Origin of the sequence: Coprococcus sp. TM115-187 (assembly GCF_027679115.1) — a bacterium.
Taxonomy (GTDB): domain Bacteria; phylum Bacillota; class Clostridia; order Lachnospirales; family Lachnospiraceae; genus Allocoprococcus; species Allocoprococcus comes.
Genome location: NZ_JAQEKS010000003.1, coordinates 22,697 through 37,820, shown reverse-complemented (window position 1 = coordinate 37,820; position 15,124 = coordinate 22,697). Strand labels below are relative to the sequence as shown.

The following is a 15,124-nucleotide window of genomic DNA, read 5'->3' as shown; positions in this document are numbered from 1 at the left end:
AGAATTTGTAGGTGCGATTGATGAAAATTATTGAAGTTAAAGAAAATAAAAAACAATATCTTGATTTGCTCCTATTAGCAGATGAGCAGGAAGATATGGTTGACCGTTATCTTGATAACGGCAAGATGTATGTACTTGATGATAATGGGGTCAAGTGTGAGTGTGTCATAACCGATAAAGAAAATGACATACTTGAAATCAAGAACATTGCGACAGTTCCAGAATATCAAGGGAAAGGTTATGCAAGAGCCTTAATTGAGTTTATTGTTAATAATTACAGAGAGCAATATGCCATTCTGCAAGTGGGAACAGGCGATAGCCCATTGACAATACCATTTTATGAAAAGTGTGGTTTTGTCCGTTCGCATATCATATCAAATTTCTTTATAGATAATTATGACCACCCAATCTATGAGAGTGGAATACAGTTGGTAGATATGGTGTATTTGCAAAGACCGTTATAATTTAAATTCAAGTTGAACAAAATCGCTGCGCGATGGTCTGCCAAGGCTGTGGCGCAGCTTTCTTTTTCTCAATAATAAAATAGGCAATGGCAATTCTTACCAGTATTTGATATTGTAAAGTTACCACACAAAACAATTCAATACAGAAAGACACCACTGCCTATGAAAAGAATACCATTTGACCGCTTTTCTGACAAGCGGTTTTATTATGCTAATGCACCTCTATGTAAGCAGGTTTTTTCATTAACTACTGATTTTACATGGAGGATTTTATTATGTACGAAGAAATTTTTAATCAGATTCGATCTGCTGCAAATAAACGGAATCTCAAGGATTCCACGATTCATGCATACTGTACCAGTGTTGCTCATTTTTTGAACCACACAGCCAAGGATATAGATGCATTAACAACTGACGATGTTGATATATTCCTAACTGAAAAGAAACTTTCCGGGATTTCACCAGAAACATACAATCACTACCATTCAGGAATCCGCTTCTTTTACAAGAAAGTATTGAAGATGAATTGGGACGATGAGGACATACCTCGTATGAAAAGGGACAGGAAGTTACCGACAGTGCTTACAAAAGCAGAAATATCGGCTATTCTTGATGCTACGCCAAATCTGAAACACAAAGCTATGATTGCTACTATGTATTCAGGCGGACTACGTGTTTCAGAAGTCACACATCTTCATTATGATGATATTTCACGCAAGAACAAAACCATACACATCCGTGATGGGAAAAGTCGCTCTGATCGTTATACTTTGCTTGCAGACCGGACGCTCGAGATACTGACAGAATACTGGTTTCAATGTGGCAGACCAAGAGGGATTTTGTTCCCAAGTTCATGGACAGGGGATTATCTTACAAAAGATAGTGTCATTCAGTTTTTTCGTGAAAGTACCAAAAGAGCAGGCATTCAGAAACACGTCTCCACGCATTGTTTACGTCACAGCTTTGCAAGTCATCTGTTTGAATCCGGCTGTGATGTAAAATATATTCAAGCGCTTCTGGGACATCGTGATCCAAAATCAACAGAGGTTTATCTGCATGTAAGCAATAAAACTCTGCTTGGAATTAGGAGTCCATTTGATGAGATGGGCGGTGAATGATTATGGAGAAATCATGTACGATACAAGATGTATTTGAACGGTTTTATCCTTCTTATGAAAAGAGGAATAGCCATCCTGCTCATCATAGAAAAACAGCTTATCATATCATGAACTGTAAAACAGGCGCTTTTGGTGTAACCATCAGTGTTTGTGAAGACTGCGGATGTATCAGCATTCATAATAACTCCTGCAGAAGCAGATGCTGTCCCATGTGCCAGGAGTTTCCGAAAGAGAAATGGATTGATGCACAAAAAGAGAATGTACTTGATGCACCTTATTATCATGTAGTATTCACAGTTCCTGATGAATTGAATTCCATCATTTACAGCAACCAGAAGCTGTTGTATGATGCACTGTATCATGCTGCCTCAGCAACCTTGAATGAATTGGCAAAAGACGCAAAGTATCTAGGAGCTAATATAGGGTATATCTGTATTCTTCATACCTGGGGTTCTGCAATGAATTATCATCCGCATATTCATACCATTGTTCTTGGAGGTGGACTTGATGATGAAAACAACTGGAAAGATACAGGTGGAAAATTTTTTCTCCCATATGGTGTTATCTCAAAAGTGTTTCGTGGAAAATATATGGATGAGTTAAAAAGCCTGTGGAATGATTCTAAGCTTAAATTTCATGGTACAGCAGAGAAATATCAGAACAGCTATCATTTTAAAGAACTTTTTGATAAGTGTTATGAAAAGAACTGGGTCACTTACTGTAAAGAAACTTTCAATGGTGCACAGTCGGTTATCAATTATCTTGGAAAATATACCCACAGGATAGCAATCAGTAATCATCGAATCAAATCCATGACAGATACGACAGTTACATATGTAGTAAAAGACTATAAAAACGAAGGCTGCTGGAAAGAGAAAACAATTTCAGGAGAAGAATTCATCCGTCGATTCATGATGCATGTTCCTCCCAAACGATTTGTCAGAATCCGGCACTATGGTCTGCTATCATGTAGAAACAAGAGAAAAAAGATAACTCACTGCAGAAACCTGCTTGGATGTAAGAAATACATTTCTACATTAAAAAATCTAAATGCAGTAGAAATGATAAAGGTTTTGTATAATATCGATGTATGCAAATGTTCTTCTTGCGGAGGGAATATGGTATCACCCCGCAAAGATAAATACAGTTCTTCTTTTCGTGCACATATGAGATGTTAAAATCTACAATTGCATAGAATAAATGACTTCCGCATAGGAGGTTTGTTTGTCATGCCTGAAATTGATTTCTTGAAGAAAAAAACTTTTACCAAAACATCCGGTATGATAAACTTAAGGAAAAGAGCAACGATTGAATCCCCATAGCTATCGGCTAAAGGGACGCGACTTTGTTCACCAAGGTAAAATCGAAATTGATGTAAACGAAAGGGCAGTTTTTATCAGAACTCAAGGCTGCTTTTTCGTTTACACCAACTCCGATTGTTTCCTTAACAGTTTATGGAGAGTCACCGTTATGATTAGAGAATTTCAAAGGGATGATATAAATAAAGTTGCAGATATATGGTTGGATACAAATATAAAGGCACATAATTTTATCCCCGCCGAATACTGGAAAAGCAATTTCAAATCAGTAAAAGAAGCGTTGTTACTAGCAGAGGTTTATGTGTATGAGTATGATACAGAAATACAGGGTTTTATAGGGTTAAATGATGAATATGTTGAGGGCATTTTTGTTTCTGGTGAAATGCAATCGCAGGGTATAGGTAAAATTCTGCTGAATTATGCAAAGGATAAAAGGAATAAGTTGCACTTGAACGTATACCAAAAGAACGCACGGGCAATATCTTTTTATAAGAGAGAAGGATTTGAGATTCAGCATAGTGGCTTAGATGAGGCTACCGGAGAAAAAGATTATGTAATGACATGGCAACACAAATAGAAATTCCAGCTTGTATAATTGAAAAAATGAAAAACGCATAGACAACTGTGTCTATTAGTGAAAATACGACATTTCTCGCTTTGTGTCGTGTTATTTGCAGATAACAGATTCTATATTTGATGATGAAAGGAGGAGTTGAGGTGGACCAAGTAAAAATCGGGAATTTTTTAAAAAAACTTCGCAAAGAAAAAGGCATTACACAGGAGCAGTTGGCAGAAATATTAAATGTCTCTGGAAGGACCGTATCCAGATGGGAAACCGGAAACAATATGCCGGATATCAGTATTCTTGTGGATATTGCAGATTATTATGATATCAGCATTCCTGAGATTATCAGTGGAGAAAGGAAAAGCGAGATGATGAACGAAGAAGAAAGAAAAATTGCTAAAACAATGTCAGATTATGCAACTACAGAGAAAGAGAAGATTTTTAAGGAAATGAAGCTCCAAAGTGTCATGGGAGTTTGTGCATTGGTTCTATACTGGATTTTGCATGAAACAGGTGCATATATGTATAATGATGTGTTAGGAAAGCTTGCCGGCTATTGTGAGACCTTGGTATCTGTGTCAGTCATAATGATGGCAGCATTTACGACAGGATCTTTAAGCAAGGTGCGGAGCAAGAGTAGGAAAGTTTTTGTGTTCGAAAATTTCCCAAAACCTATGCAATTAGTTGTAACTGCAGTTGTTGCTTTTGGTGGAGCTGCTGTGATCAATCTGGTACTGGTGTATTTTTTCGGCTTATAAGTATTTTCAAATTCGTATTACATACTATGGAAAAAGAACTTTTTGACATTTTCACAGATGCGTGATAATATGATTATAGAAAAAGAGTGCTACCGATAGACGGTTAGTCCGTTTTACTATTTAGAATATCATCAAAGATAACCGCTTAGTTTACCAGACCAGGGCGGTTATTTTTGTGGTTTATGATTATCTTTGCCTAATGTATATCCGATACTAAAGCAGGTTAAGCCGAAGCTCACTACTGCTATGAAGTCAATAATACTCATTGGCTTAGTCCTCCTTTTCACTGGATTCCTTTACAGGTTTCTATGTAATCAGAGGCTCACAGGTCTCCGTTTCACTTCGGTCGTTGCAAAATGAGTGCCACTGGCACTCTGCAACCCTCTGGAGAAGGACTAACCGCCTACCGTTATGGTAGCACCCATGTTTCGATTATAACAGTTAAAAATTACCGGTGCAATATAAAGTTGGTAGAGTAGCATCTGTTAGCCGTGGAAGAGAATCTTTTCGACCAGGGCTTCCGGTGCCAAAACGGTACCAAGAAATCAGGCAAATAAAAATATATGGTGCAGATCAGCCGTTTTTCACTATATTTTGGAGAGAAAACCATGAAAAATATGAGATAAAACGGGATTAAAGTATCGTGAAGGTGGACGTACTGTAGGATCAGGACGTGTTGCTACAATCATCGAGTAATACAATCTGAATATAGATTTGTTATCGCAAGATAACGTTGTGTTCAAACGTAAGATACCCGTAGAACTTCAGTTCTACGGGTTTTTCTGTTGCCTGGAAATATAAAAAAGAGTGGAAAAGAATAACGAACAGTATAGAAAAACGGTTGCCGGGAGAGTGTCCTGACAACCGTTTTGTGATAACAGAATGATAACAAAATATATAAATTCTGGCTTTTTAATACTAGGTAGACATTCCTTCTTTTAAAATTTCCCCGGAATTATAACTTTCTATGATTTTACTGATAGCATGATCTGCAAAAAAAGTTTTTGTAAGCGCAGTTGTTGCTAAAGGCCATTCTTCTTCGGTTAAAAGTGGAAGCCCTTCTTCTTTTCTCGTGTCATTAACAGAATTTCTGAGTTCATTTTGCTCATCTACAGTAACAATATGGGAAAAATCATCATGTGCCATTTGCTGAATTTCTACAGTTTCATTTAATTTGTCAACTAGTATAATTCCATACATTTCATCTTCATTACCATTTGGAAAATACCAATAAGTAAGATATTGACCAGTTTCTTCAATTAATCTAAAAGTAACCATTTCGTCACACTTTCTATATATACTAAAATTAAGTTAGATCATAAACTCTGACAGTATTGCCCTCGGTACCTTTTTTGACGATAGTATGACAACCTATCGTAGTTCCCATAGCACGCAGTTTCCATTCATCTTGGGTAGCGTCCAGCTTATCCAGTTCTACTTGTCTTTTATCTTCATCTTCGATAGCTATTATTTCAGCTTTTTCCTTTTCATAGACATTTTTAAATTGACACCATTTCCTGAAAAGGTCCTGCATTGTAGGATTTTCGAACGTCAGTGAAACCTTCTGATCAGGTGTTTCTGCAAGTGAGAGGTTTACTGAATCATCAATAGAAAACAACAGGGAGAGTACATCTCCGACTGTTTCAATATTAAAATCAAGAAAAACACTTACATTTAATCCCAGTGCAGTTGCTATCTTTTCTAACTGATCCGGTTTTGGATTCCGGATTCCAAGCTCATATTTTCTGATTGTGCCTACGTTAATGCCGGACAGCTCGGCTAATTGTATCTGACTGTATCCTCTAAATTCCCGGTATGCCCGGATTTTTTTACCTACCATAATGCTGCCTCCTTAATAATATTTGTGACTCTATTCTGGCACAAAAGTGAATGATACGAAAGAGGTTGATTTTCGCAGAGTATGAAAATGTAGAATGGAATATAAAAATAAAATTCGCAAAAGGTTATTGACAAAGTCATAAAAGTGAATCGTAGTATAAAACATCAAAAGAGTCACAAAAGTGACTGGAAAGGAGCAGAAAATGACGAAACAGGGAAGATTAGGATATAACAGCAGCAATGGAAGATATGGATTATTATCATCAGACTTATGGATTGATACAGGATTTCACTGCGGAGAAGGACTGGAAGTGCTGGTAGATGATGAATGGGTACAGACCAGAATGGAGATGAATCTGGCAAGAGAATGGTATCTGGTGGGGACACCTTATTGTGGAAATCTGGAATATGTGCAGGCAAGGATACCGGAATAAACAGATCTATGATCCGCTTCGGTCGGTGCAAAGCAGACGTCCACCGGACGTTATGCCTCCGGTAGGGCGCAAGGGGACTTTTGATGGACGGTACGGCTGTCGAAAGAGAACTTACCGACAGGAACAAAGGCATTAGCAACGAAGTACGAGAAAAGAGGTATCAAGAGTATGTGCGGGGATGGGTGGAATACTTCAGGCTCGCAGATATGAAAGAGCTCCTCCGAAAAACGGATGAATGGGCAAGGCGGAGAATCCGAGCGGTCTATTGGAAACAGTGGAAGAAAATCAAAACGAAATACCGAATGCTGAAAGCACTAGGTTTAGAGGATTGGAAAGCCAAGGAACTAGCCAATAGTAGAAAAGGTTATTGGAAAATGGCGAAAGTCTTGAACCAAATCTTTTCAAAGAAAATAATAGCCAAGCTGGGATATACATCCATGCTCGACTATTATCTAATAATCTGTGAAAACTAAAGAACCGCCGTATACGGAACCGTACGTACGGTGGTGTGGGAGGACGGTAAATAAAATAATTATTTACCTCCTACCTGATTATGTTTGTGTATAAGAAAAACTGCCAGTAGCAGTTTTTTTGTAGTTTATAGTTTTTGGAAAATAATAAAAAATCAACCATGCTAAAAATGACCAAAATTCATTTTTTAATTATGAAATTATTGTGACTATTTGATATTGACCATCAGTCATTTTTTTGTATAATATTCTATAGAATAAAAATGTAAAGACAGGGAGATGATTATTGTGGTCAAAGCGGGAAAATGGATAGCAAAACACAGATTTATAATTTTGTTACTGGGGATACTGCTTTTGATTCCGTCATTTATTGGAATGGCGAAGACAAGAATTAACTACGACTTGCTCAGTTACCTTCCGGAATCACTGGAAACAGTAGAAGGACAGGACGTTATGGTGGATGAATATGGTATGGGTGCATTCGCCATGGTTGTTGTAGAGGATACGGACATGAAAGATATCCAGAAGCTGGCGGATCAGTTTAATAAGGTTGATCATGTCGAAAAAGTATTATGGTATGGTGATGTGGCAGATCTTTCACTGCCGGTAGAGATGATACCATCCGATTTGAGAAAAGCCTTCTACAACGGAGATGCGACACTGATGCTCGCATTATTTGACAATACGACTTCATCTGACGAAGCAATGAATGCAGTCGGTGAGATGCGTAAGATTGCCAGCAAACAGTGTTTTATTGCAGGTATGACAGGTGTTGTAGCCGATATCAAGAATGTAGCAATGAAAGAAGTCCCGATTTATGTTGTAATTGCGGCAATTCTTTCTTTTCTGGTGTTGGAAATTACCGGAGAATCCTTCCTGGTACCGATTTTTTTCCTGATCAGTATAGGTGTAGCAATTGTATATAATCTGGGAAGTAACATTTTCCTTGGCGAGATCTGTTACATTACAAAAGCGCTGACGGCGGTATTGCAGCTGGGTGTTACGATGGATTACTCCATTTTCCTGCTGAATAGCTACGAAGAGAACAAGCGCCGTTTCCCGGGAGATAAGAACCGTGCGATGGGACATGCGATTTCTAATACATTCAAATCCATTGTAGGAAGTTCTGTCACCACAGTAGCAGGATTTGTAGCTCTTTGTGTTATGACATTTGCACTTGGTCGTGATCTTGGTATTGTTATGGCAAAAGGTGTTATCATTGGAGTGCTTTGCTGTGTAACAATCCTTCCGGCAATGATTCTTATCTTTGATAAACCGATTGAAAAAACCAAGCATAAACCGCTGATCAAGAGCATGGATAAGGTTTCGACATTTATCACCAAACATTACAAAGTGTGGATCGTTGCTTTCCTGATCTTGCTTATTCCTGCTATTTATGGCAATAATCATACAAAAATTTATTATAATATTGCACAGTCACTTCCACAGTCACTTCCATCAAATGTGGCAAACAGTGAACTGAAAGATGACTTTGATATGAGTACAATGCATATAGTTATGGTAGATAAAGACATGGATGCCAAAGAGAAAAAGGCAATGATGAGTGAAATTGATGATGTCAAAGGTGTAAAATGGACACTTGGACTTAACTCCATCGTTGGATCTTCTATTCCGGAATCGATGATCCCGGATGATGTAAAGTGTATGCTTCAGGGTAAGGATACCGAGTTGATGTTTGTATGTACCAAGTATGAGTCTGCAACTCCGCAGGTCAACAAACAGATCAAACAGATTGATAAGATTGTAAAATCCTATGATAAGTCTGGAATGGTAATCGGTGAAGCACCACTGATGAAAGACCTGCAGGATGTAACAGACATCGATCTGACAAGGGTTAACGTTATTTCAATCGCAGCAATCTTTATTATCATTTTGCTTATATTTAAATCCATCTCGCTTCCGATCATTCTGGTTTCGGTTATCGAGTTTGCGATTACGATTAATATGGCGATTCCGTTCTATCAGGGCAAGAGTCTTCCGTTCGTTGCAAGTATCGTTATCGGAGCAATCCAGTTGGGAGCAACCGTTGATTATGCAATCCTTATGACGACCAGATATCAGAAAGAACGTATGAAAGGCAAAAGTAAGAAAGAATCTGTTGCGATTGCACACAGAATCAGTATGCCATCGATCATTACTAGTGGACTGAGCTTTTTTGCGGCAACATTTGGTGTGACTTGTTATACACAGGTTGATATGATCGGTTCTATCTGTGAACTTCTTTCAAGGGGAGCGATCATCAGTGTGATCGTAGTACTGACTGTCCTTCCGGCAATGTTCCTGATCTTTGATCCGGTCATCTGCAGAACAACTGCTGGATACAGAGTGAAAAAAGATAAAAGTAAAACAGTTGCAGAGCCGACAGCATAGACTCTGCTGAAAAGGGAGCAGGCTTAACTGATTGAAATCAGCAAAAAGCCTGTTCCTTTTTGCTGTCATAGACTTAGAGAAAAATGGCATCTGAAGAAGCTTTTTGTATGTTGAAAATGGGAAGAAATGGCTGTGTACAGACCTTTCCGGAAAATAGAAGGTTGTTCTTTTGATTAAAATAGTATATACTATCTTAGTGTTACCCCAAAACATTCAAGAAAGGATTACATTTATGAAAATGCAGAAAAAACGAATCGTACAGTGCGGACTTTCTCTGATCTGTGCATTCGGTATCGCGCTGTCGGGGATGTCGGTACATGCAGAAGAGGTGGACAGCCTCGAAGATAAGACCAGTAATCTACAGAGTCAGTTGGAAGGGATCAACCAGGATCTGGTTACGATCAGCAATGAAATCGCTGAGACAGAAGTGAAAATTGAAGAGTCTAATAATGAAGTATTCCGTTTGGAAGCATCGCTCCAGATTTCCCGTAATAACGAGGAAGTACAGTATGCAAACATGAAGACTCGAATTAAGTACATGTATGAAAATGGTTCGGACACACTGCTTTCTATGATATGTGAAGCAAAAAGTATGGGAGAGTTCCTGAACCGTGTAGACTTTATCCAGAATATTACAAAGTACGATAAGGATATGCTGGAGAATATGGTGAAAGTACGTGAAGGTATTGAAGAGCAGGAGGCTGAACTGAAAAGCAGGCAGCAGGAACTGCTTGACCTGCAAAGCCAGCTGGACAGTGAACAGGCAGCGCTGCAGGCAAAAGCAGAAGAGACTTCGACAGACCTTGCCACGGTAAATGCACAGCTTGAGGCGGCACGTGCGGCACAGAAAAAGCAGGAGGAGGAAGCCCAGAGGAAAGCGGATGAGCAGTTGGCAAAAAAGGCACAGGAAGAGACAAAGCAGGCGTCAGCTTCTGCCGGAAGTAATACATCTGCGGGCAATAATTCCGGGAACAGCAGTTCTTCTGGCAATAATAATCCTTCTAACAACAATTCATCGAATAATACTAGTTCCGATTCTTCCAATTCCGGAAGCGGTGGCTATGTGATCCCATCAGGCGGTCTTACCCCGTCAAAGGGAAGGATCTGGTATAATGGACATACCGAGACTTACTATTCTCAGAAGGTACTTCCGGGAGGAGGGCTTGCGATCCCAGGACGCCATATAGCAAGTGACGGAACAATCAGGGATGCCGATGGTTACATTGTTTTGGCAAGTGATGATTACCCGAGAGGAACAGTTGTAGAGACGTCACTTGGTGCTGGAAAAGTATATGATACCGGAAGTGGATCCGGAAATATAGATCTGTATACAGATTGGTAAAAGAAAAGCGGGGCAGTAAAGGACAAACCTTTTACTGCCCCGCTTTTGAATTTAATGGGATATGTATTTTCAGTGAATCGAAAAGGCATATTTTGCTTTGTACTGGAGAAGTCCGGTTACTGTGCTTCGTAGGTTGCCTTAGCGTCACGTATCAGCTTGTCGAATTTATCTGCATCCCATGCAGCACGTCCTGTAAAGAGTCCATGCAGAAGAAACAGAAAGGTATTTACTCACCGGAAGAATGGGCTCACTACAAAGTTACAGGTGAAGCTGCACCGGAAGAATAAAAATGTTATAATTTGTTTATGGAATGAAGTCCTCTTGTGTGTTACAATACAAGAGGACTTTTGTTTTATAGAGAATAGTTGTCGAACGAAAGGGTGAAAACTATTAAAGAAAGGAAAGTGTTTACGGAAGAGAAAATTACAGTTCGGATGACAGATACATACCTGTTTGACTTTACGTTATAGCATACCTATTCGAAACTGGCAGGTTTTCTGACAAATATTCTGGGAGCAGCGATTGCTTTTATGGGAATCATCATGCTGGTTATGGGAAAGATAAAACTCGTGCAGATTATTTTTTATCTGGTAGCAGCGGTTGTGACAAATTCGCTCCTGGTAGGAAATGAACTTGCAGCAGTAAGACATGTAGAACTGTATATGATCGGCGGTCATGTGGACGGTCATCTGGCAGCGACGATGGGAGATGCAGCCATTGAGAATATGGAAAAATTTCATGTAGATAAAGGATTTATCGGAGTACACAGTATCAATTTTGATGTGGGTCTGACATCCATCGCAACACCACAGATGCAGGTGAAGAGAGCGATATTCGAAGCATCCAAGCAGGTGTTTGTTCTTGCTGACAGCAGCAAATTCGGAGGCGGATATGTGTCCGTGATCTGTCCGGTTAAGGATGTATACAAGATCATTACGGATTCGCAGATCAGCAAAGAGTATATCCGAAAAGCGGAGCATGAACAGATTCCACTTGTGATAGCCGGAAACCGGGAGTAATAATATGATATATGAGAGAATACAAAAGGGGCGCTTTTTAAAGCGCCCTAATCGATTTATAGCAAAAATAGAAATAAATGGAAAAGAAGAGACGGTCCATGTGAAGAATACAGGGAGATGCGCGGAACTTCTGGTTCCGGGAGCAGAGGTGCTTGTCCAGAAGTCTGAAAGTGCAGAGCGTAAGACTGGCTGGGATCTGATCGGTGTCAGGAAAGCTGACCGGCTGATCAATATGGATTCCCAGGTGACAAACAAAGTGGTACAGGAATGGATTGAAGCCGGGAGATGGTTCAAGGATGTGAAGGTCGTCAGACCGGAAGTTACCTATAAGAATTCCAGGTTTGATCTGTATGTGGAATATGAAGAGAAAAAAGCGTTTATAGAAGTGAAAGGGGTTACGCTGGAAGAAGAAGGCGTGGTAAGGTTTCCGGATGCACCGAGCGAGCGGGCGGTGAAGCATTTAAAAGAGCTGGAAGCAGCGGTACAGGATGGATACGAGGCGTATGTATTCTTTGTGGTCCAGATGAAAGGAGTACGTTATTTTACACCAAACAGACGGACGCACAAAGAATTTGCAGATGTTCTTGCGGAAGCAGCAGGAAACGGAGTTCAGGTGATCGCAAAGGACTGTTTTGTGACAGAGGATTCCATTGCAATTGCGGACGAAGTTCCGGTAGTACTTACCAATCCACAGCTTTATGAAGCACCGGAGCTGCTTGTGGAATGGTACAGAGAGCGGAAACGGGATCTGCCGTGGAGACATCATGTAAATGCCTATCGGGTATGGGTGTCTGAAATTATGCTGCAGCAGACGAGAGTGGAAGCAGTAAAGCCATTTTTTGAGCGTTTCATGACAGAGCTTCCAACGGTAAAAGATCTTGCTGAGGCACCGGAGGATAAGCTTTTAAAGCTTTGGGAAGGGCTTGGATATTATAACCGGGTACGCAATATGCAAAAAGCAGCGCGGAAGATCGAGGAAGAATACGCAGGAAAATTTCCGGAAAATTATGAGGAGATCAAAGCGCTTCCGGGAATTGGAAATTATACAGCAGGGGCAATTTCTTCTTTTGCCTATGGAATTCCAAAGCCGGCAGTGGACGGAAATGTTCTCCGGGTGGTATCAAGACTGCTGGCGAGTGATGCGGATATTATGAAAGCGTCCGTCAGGACAAAGATAGAAAATGCGATTGAACCGGTGATCCCAGAAGATGCGGCATCGGATTTTAACCAGGGGCTGATCGAACTTGGCGCGATTGTCTGTGTGCCGAATGGGGAGGCAAAGTGTGAAATCTGTCCTCTTACGGGAATCTGTGAGGCGAAAAGGCTGGGAATCCAGAATGAACTGCCGGTGAAGAAAAAGGCAAAAGCGCGCAGGATTGAGGAGAGAACCGTTTTGATTTTTAAGGATGGTGATCATGTGGCAATCCGGAAACGACCGGATAAGGGGCTGCTTGCAGGTATGTATGAGTTCCCGAATCTGGACGGAAAGCTTACGATGGACGAAGTAACCGCTTACAGTAAATCTATCGGGCTTACACCGATCCGTGTGAAAAAGCTGCGGAATGCGAAGCATATTTTCAGCCATATTGAATGGCATATGACTGCGTATGAGGTGATCGTGGATGAACTGGAGAAGAACTGCAAAGAAGAGATGATCTTTGCACATCCGGAAGAAATACAAAAGGAATATTCCATGCCATCGGCGTTTAGTGCATGGAAGGTGAAATAAAAGAAGGACATTGCTTTTCGATTTTGCGAAATGCGATGTCCTTTCTTTGGATCAAACAAAATAATTATAAGTGTTTAAATCACCTGACGTGCAAGCCGTGGTGACTTTGCACCTTCCTGTGCATAAATTAGTGAGTACATGAAATATGCCATCACACATGCAGCAACTACATCCACTACGGAATGTTGCTTCAGGAACATGGTTGACAGAATGATCAGAATGCTTAAAACAAGAGATCCTTTCTGGATCAGTCTGGAGTGCTGAAGCTTCTCGCAATGGGAAATTGCGATGTAACAACAAATAGAGTTGTATACATGAAGACTTGGAAGCACATTCGTAGGTGTATCCGTCTGATAGATCCGTTTAACCAGCTCAATACAGAAGTTATCACGCGTAAATACTTCCGGCCTCAAGTTCAATCCGTTCGGAAATACCGTGCAGATGATCAGAAAAATGGTCATACCGCTGAACATGATCGCGGAGGCTTTGTAAAATCCCTGTTTATCATTAAAGAACAAATATCCCAGTGTGCCTGCAATATAAGCAAACCACAGCAGGTACGGAATGATGAAATATTCACAAAACGGGATGTAGTCATCGAATATCGAATGGATTACAAAATAATTGTCGGTCACATGGCGTTCCAGATAAGTAAACCATGGAAAATAAATAAAAGCATATAGTAATACCCATGCATGGCTGTATGTATGCATCAGTGTCTTTAATTTTTTTAAAATATGACTCATGATAAAAATCAGCTCCTTCGGGTGAAGATGTTTCTTTCTTGTTACTAGAGGTAGTATAACATTAAAAATTTTTCTCGACAACAGACTTCATAAAACATTCATATTTTTTTCTATTCTCTATTTTACGGAGAAACCTTCAAAGATATACATATCATATTTATTCCGTGCAGTTTTATAAGCTTTTTGATTGCGGAGTGTCCAGACTGCCATCGGAATACGGTACAGATAGTGGTTCAGCCAGACGGAAGGATTGCCGGCATCTGCAAGTTTATAAGAAATAAAGTCCGGACGACAGATCAGGTTGGTCAGCAGGAACTGTACACAAAAGCGCGCCAGAAAAGGATTTTCCGGATTCGTGCGAGTCAGGGCAGAAGAAAGCTGTCCACGAAGAACCTGAGGCGCATGCTTGTGAAACCATCGGATTCCAAGGGAGTTGAAAGACTGGACCATATAAGGTCCTTTATAATCCTTTAAAATATCCCATGCGGCAGGACAGAGCTTCATATTGCTGTCCGGAAGCTTCAGTTCAATCAGAAGAGGAACCCGCCCATTGACATAGCGAAGGACATCTGAAAAAAGTGGCATATGCTCCGAAGTTCCGGAAAGATGCAGGTGCTGTAGCGCATCAAACGTGGAACCCTCAACTGTCCCTTCGGCATTGCAGATCCGCTTTAAAGACTCGTCATGGAATACGACTACTTTTCCATCACGGGTGAGATGGATATCAAGTTCGATGGCAAGATTTTGTTTTACTGCCTCACGAAATGCCGGCATAGAATTCTCGGGAATCAGCCGGGAAGAATCATGTAGTCCGCGATGGGCATAATCCCGCTTGAGATAAGGGAGGATTTTGCTTCGGCGGGAAGTATTCGGCATGATCATATATAAATATAAGAAAAAACATACAACAACAGTTAAAAGAATCCAAAA

General features: G+C 40.2%; 16 protein-coding genes. 12 read left to right on the top strand and 4 right to left on the bottom strand.

Features of this window, described 5'->3' with window-relative positions:
* The first annotated feature begins 20 nt into the window (after positions 1–20).
* The 5 genes from PGW42_RS03330 to PGW42_RS03310 all read left to right on the top strand — a co-directional run bounded on the left by PGW42_RS03330 (position 21) and on the right by PGW42_RS03310 (position 4,224).
* On the top strand, positions 21–464 hold the full coding sequence (locus PGW42_RS03330; RefSeq protein WP_034880612.1) for a GNAT family N-acetyltransferase: 444 nt from the start codon (positions 21–23) through the stop codon (positions 462–464).
* 275 nt (positions 465–739) lie between these two features.
* Complete coding sequence (locus PGW42_RS03325; RefSeq protein WP_118198812.1) at positions 740–1,582, top strand: tyrosine-type recombinase/integrase; 843 nt, start codon at positions 740–742, stop codon at positions 1,580–1,582.
* Positions 1,583–1,584: 2 nt separating this feature from the next.
* Positions 1,585–2,760 (top strand): IS91 family transposase, encoded by a 1,176-nt coding sequence (locus PGW42_RS03320; protein ID WP_330676980.1) that lies wholly within the window; start codon positions 1,585–1,587, stop codon positions 2,758–2,760.
* Positions 2,761–3,052: 292 nt separating this feature from the next.
* On the top strand, positions 3,053–3,478 hold the full coding sequence (locus tag PGW42_RS03315) for an N-acetyltransferase (RefSeq protein WP_055247538.1): 426 nt from the start codon (positions 3,053–3,055) through the stop codon (positions 3,476–3,478).
* A 140-nt stretch (positions 3,479–3,618) separates the two neighbouring features.
* Positions 3,619–4,224, top strand: coding sequence for a helix-turn-helix domain-containing protein (locus PGW42_RS03310; RefSeq protein ID WP_270204088.1), 606 nt, complete (start codon positions 3,619–3,621; stop codon positions 4,222–4,224).
* A gap of 918 nt (positions 4,225–5,142) precedes the next feature.
* Here PGW42_RS03310 and PGW42_RS03305 read toward each other — a convergent pair.
* Entirely contained in the window at positions 5,143–5,502 is a 360-nt protein-coding gene (locus PGW42_RS03305; RefSeq protein ID WP_270204087.1) for a hypothetical protein, read from the bottom strand.
* A gap of 28 nt (positions 5,503–5,530) precedes the next feature.
* A complete protein-coding gene (locus tag PGW42_RS03300; RefSeq protein WP_270204086.1) occupies positions 5,531–6,064 on the bottom strand; it encodes a helix-turn-helix domain-containing protein in 534 nt (177 codons plus the stop codon).
* A 202-nt stretch (positions 6,065–6,266) separates the two neighbouring features.
* Between PGW42_RS03300 and PGW42_RS03295 the strand changes: the two genes are divergently transcribed.
* From PGW42_RS03295 to mutY, 7 genes are all read left to right on the top strand, one after another.
* Positions 6,267–6,497 (top strand): DUF5348 domain-containing protein, encoded by a 231-nt coding sequence (locus PGW42_RS03295; protein ID WP_117834628.1) that lies wholly within the window; start codon positions 6,267–6,269, stop codon positions 6,495–6,497.
* 83 nt (positions 6,498–6,580) lie between these two features.
* Complete coding sequence (locus PGW42_RS03290) at positions 6,581–6,970, top strand: group II intron maturase-specific domain-containing protein (RefSeq protein ID WP_243277263.1); 390 nt, start codon at positions 6,581–6,583, stop codon at positions 6,968–6,970.
* Between the two features lie 276 nt (positions 6,971–7,246).
* Entirely contained in the window at positions 7,247–9,358 is a 2,112-nt protein-coding gene (locus tag PGW42_RS03285) for an efflux RND transporter permease subunit (RefSeq protein ID WP_270203911.1), read from the top strand.
* 232 nt (positions 9,359–9,590) lie between these two features.
* The gene (locus tag PGW42_RS03280) at positions 9,591–10,700 is read left to right on the top strand and encodes a coiled-coil domain-containing protein (protein ID WP_270203910.1); all 1,110 of its coding nucleotides are present in this window, start codon (positions 9,591–9,593) and stop codon (positions 10,698–10,700) included.
* Between the two features lie 92 nt (positions 10,701–10,792).
* On the top strand, positions 10,793–10,987 hold the full coding sequence (locus tag PGW42_RS03275) for a hypothetical protein (RefSeq protein ID WP_270203909.1): 195 nt from the start codon (positions 10,793–10,795) through the stop codon (positions 10,985–10,987).
* Positions 10,988–11,230: 243 nt separating this feature from the next.
* On the top strand, positions 11,231–11,719 hold the full coding sequence (locus tag PGW42_RS03270) for a DeoR/GlpR family DNA-binding transcription regulator (protein WP_270203908.1): 489 nt from the start codon (positions 11,231–11,233) through the stop codon (positions 11,717–11,719).
* Positions 11,720–11,723: 4 nt separating this feature from the next.
* The gene (gene mutY / locus PGW42_RS03265) at positions 11,724–13,448 is read left to right on the top strand and encodes an A/G-specific adenine glycosylase (RefSeq protein WP_270203907.1); all 1,725 of its coding nucleotides are present in this window, start codon (positions 11,724–11,726) and stop codon (positions 13,446–13,448) included.
* Between the two features lie 74 nt (positions 13,449–13,522).
* Here mutY and PGW42_RS03260 read toward each other — a convergent pair whose 3' ends face one another.
* Both PGW42_RS03260 and PGW42_RS03255 read right to left on the bottom strand, forming a co-directional pair.
* Positions 13,523–14,194 (bottom strand): phosphatase PAP2 family protein, encoded by a 672-nt coding sequence (locus tag PGW42_RS03260; RefSeq protein ID WP_270203906.1) that lies wholly within the window; start codon positions 14,192–14,194, stop codon positions 13,523–13,525.
* A 117-nt stretch (positions 14,195–14,311) separates the two neighbouring features.
* Positions 14,312–15,070, bottom strand: a complete 759-nt coding sequence (locus PGW42_RS03255) for a glycerophosphodiester phosphodiesterase family protein (protein WP_117559287.1) — start codon at positions 15,068–15,070, stop codon at positions 14,312–14,314.
* Positions 15,071–15,124 lie beyond the last annotated feature (54 nt).

Coding starts and splice junctions, on each gene's coding strand:
- PGW42_RS03255 (WP_117559287.1), bottom strand. CDS start 15,070: ATGCCGAATACTTCCCGCCGAAGCAAAATCCTCCCTTATCTCAAGCGG.
- PGW42_RS03285 (WP_270203911.1), top strand. CDS start 7,247: ATGATTATTGTGGTCAAAGCGGGAAAATGGATAGCAAAACACAGATTT.
- PGW42_RS03325 (WP_118198812.1), top strand. CDS start 740: ATGTACGAAGAAATTTTTAATCAGATTCGATCTGCTGCAAATAAACGG.
- PGW42_RS03300 (WP_270204086.1), bottom strand. CDS start 6,064: ATGGTAGGTAAAAAAATCCGGGCATACCGGGAATTTAGAGGATACAGT.
- PGW42_RS03260 (WP_270203906.1), bottom strand. CDS start 14,194: ATGAGTCATATTTTAAAAAAATTAAAGACACTGATGCATACATACAGC.
- PGW42_RS03330 (WP_034880612.1), top strand. CDS start 21: ATGAAAATTATTGAAGTTAAAGAAAATAAAAAACAATATCTTGATTTG.
- PGW42_RS03295 (WP_117834628.1), top strand. CDS start 6,267: ATGACGAAACAGGGAAGATTAGGATATAACAGCAGCAATGGAAGATAT.
- PGW42_RS03280 (WP_270203910.1), top strand. CDS start 9,591: ATGAAAATGCAGAAAAAACGAATCGTACAGTGCGGACTTTCTCTGATC.
- PGW42_RS03305 (WP_270204087.1), bottom strand. CDS start 5,502: ATGGTTACTTTTAGATTAATTGAAGAAACTGGTCAATATCTTACTTAT.
- PGW42_RS03270 (WP_270203908.1), top strand. CDS start 11,231: ATGGGAATCATCATGCTGGTTATGGGAAAGATAAAACTCGTGCAGATT.
- PGW42_RS03315 (WP_055247538.1), top strand. CDS start 3,053: ATGATTAGAGAATTTCAAAGGGATGATATAAATAAAGTTGCAGATATA.
- PGW42_RS03290 (WP_243277263.1), top strand. CDS start 6,581: ATGGACGGTACGGCTGTCGAAAGAGAACTTACCGACAGGAACAAAGGC.
- PGW42_RS03320 (WP_330676980.1), top strand. CDS start 1,585: ATGGAGAAATCATGTACGATACAAGATGTATTTGAACGGTTTTATCCT.
- mutY (WP_270203907.1), top strand. CDS start 11,724: ATGATATATGAGAGAATACAAAAGGGGCGCTTTTTAAAGCGCCCTAAT.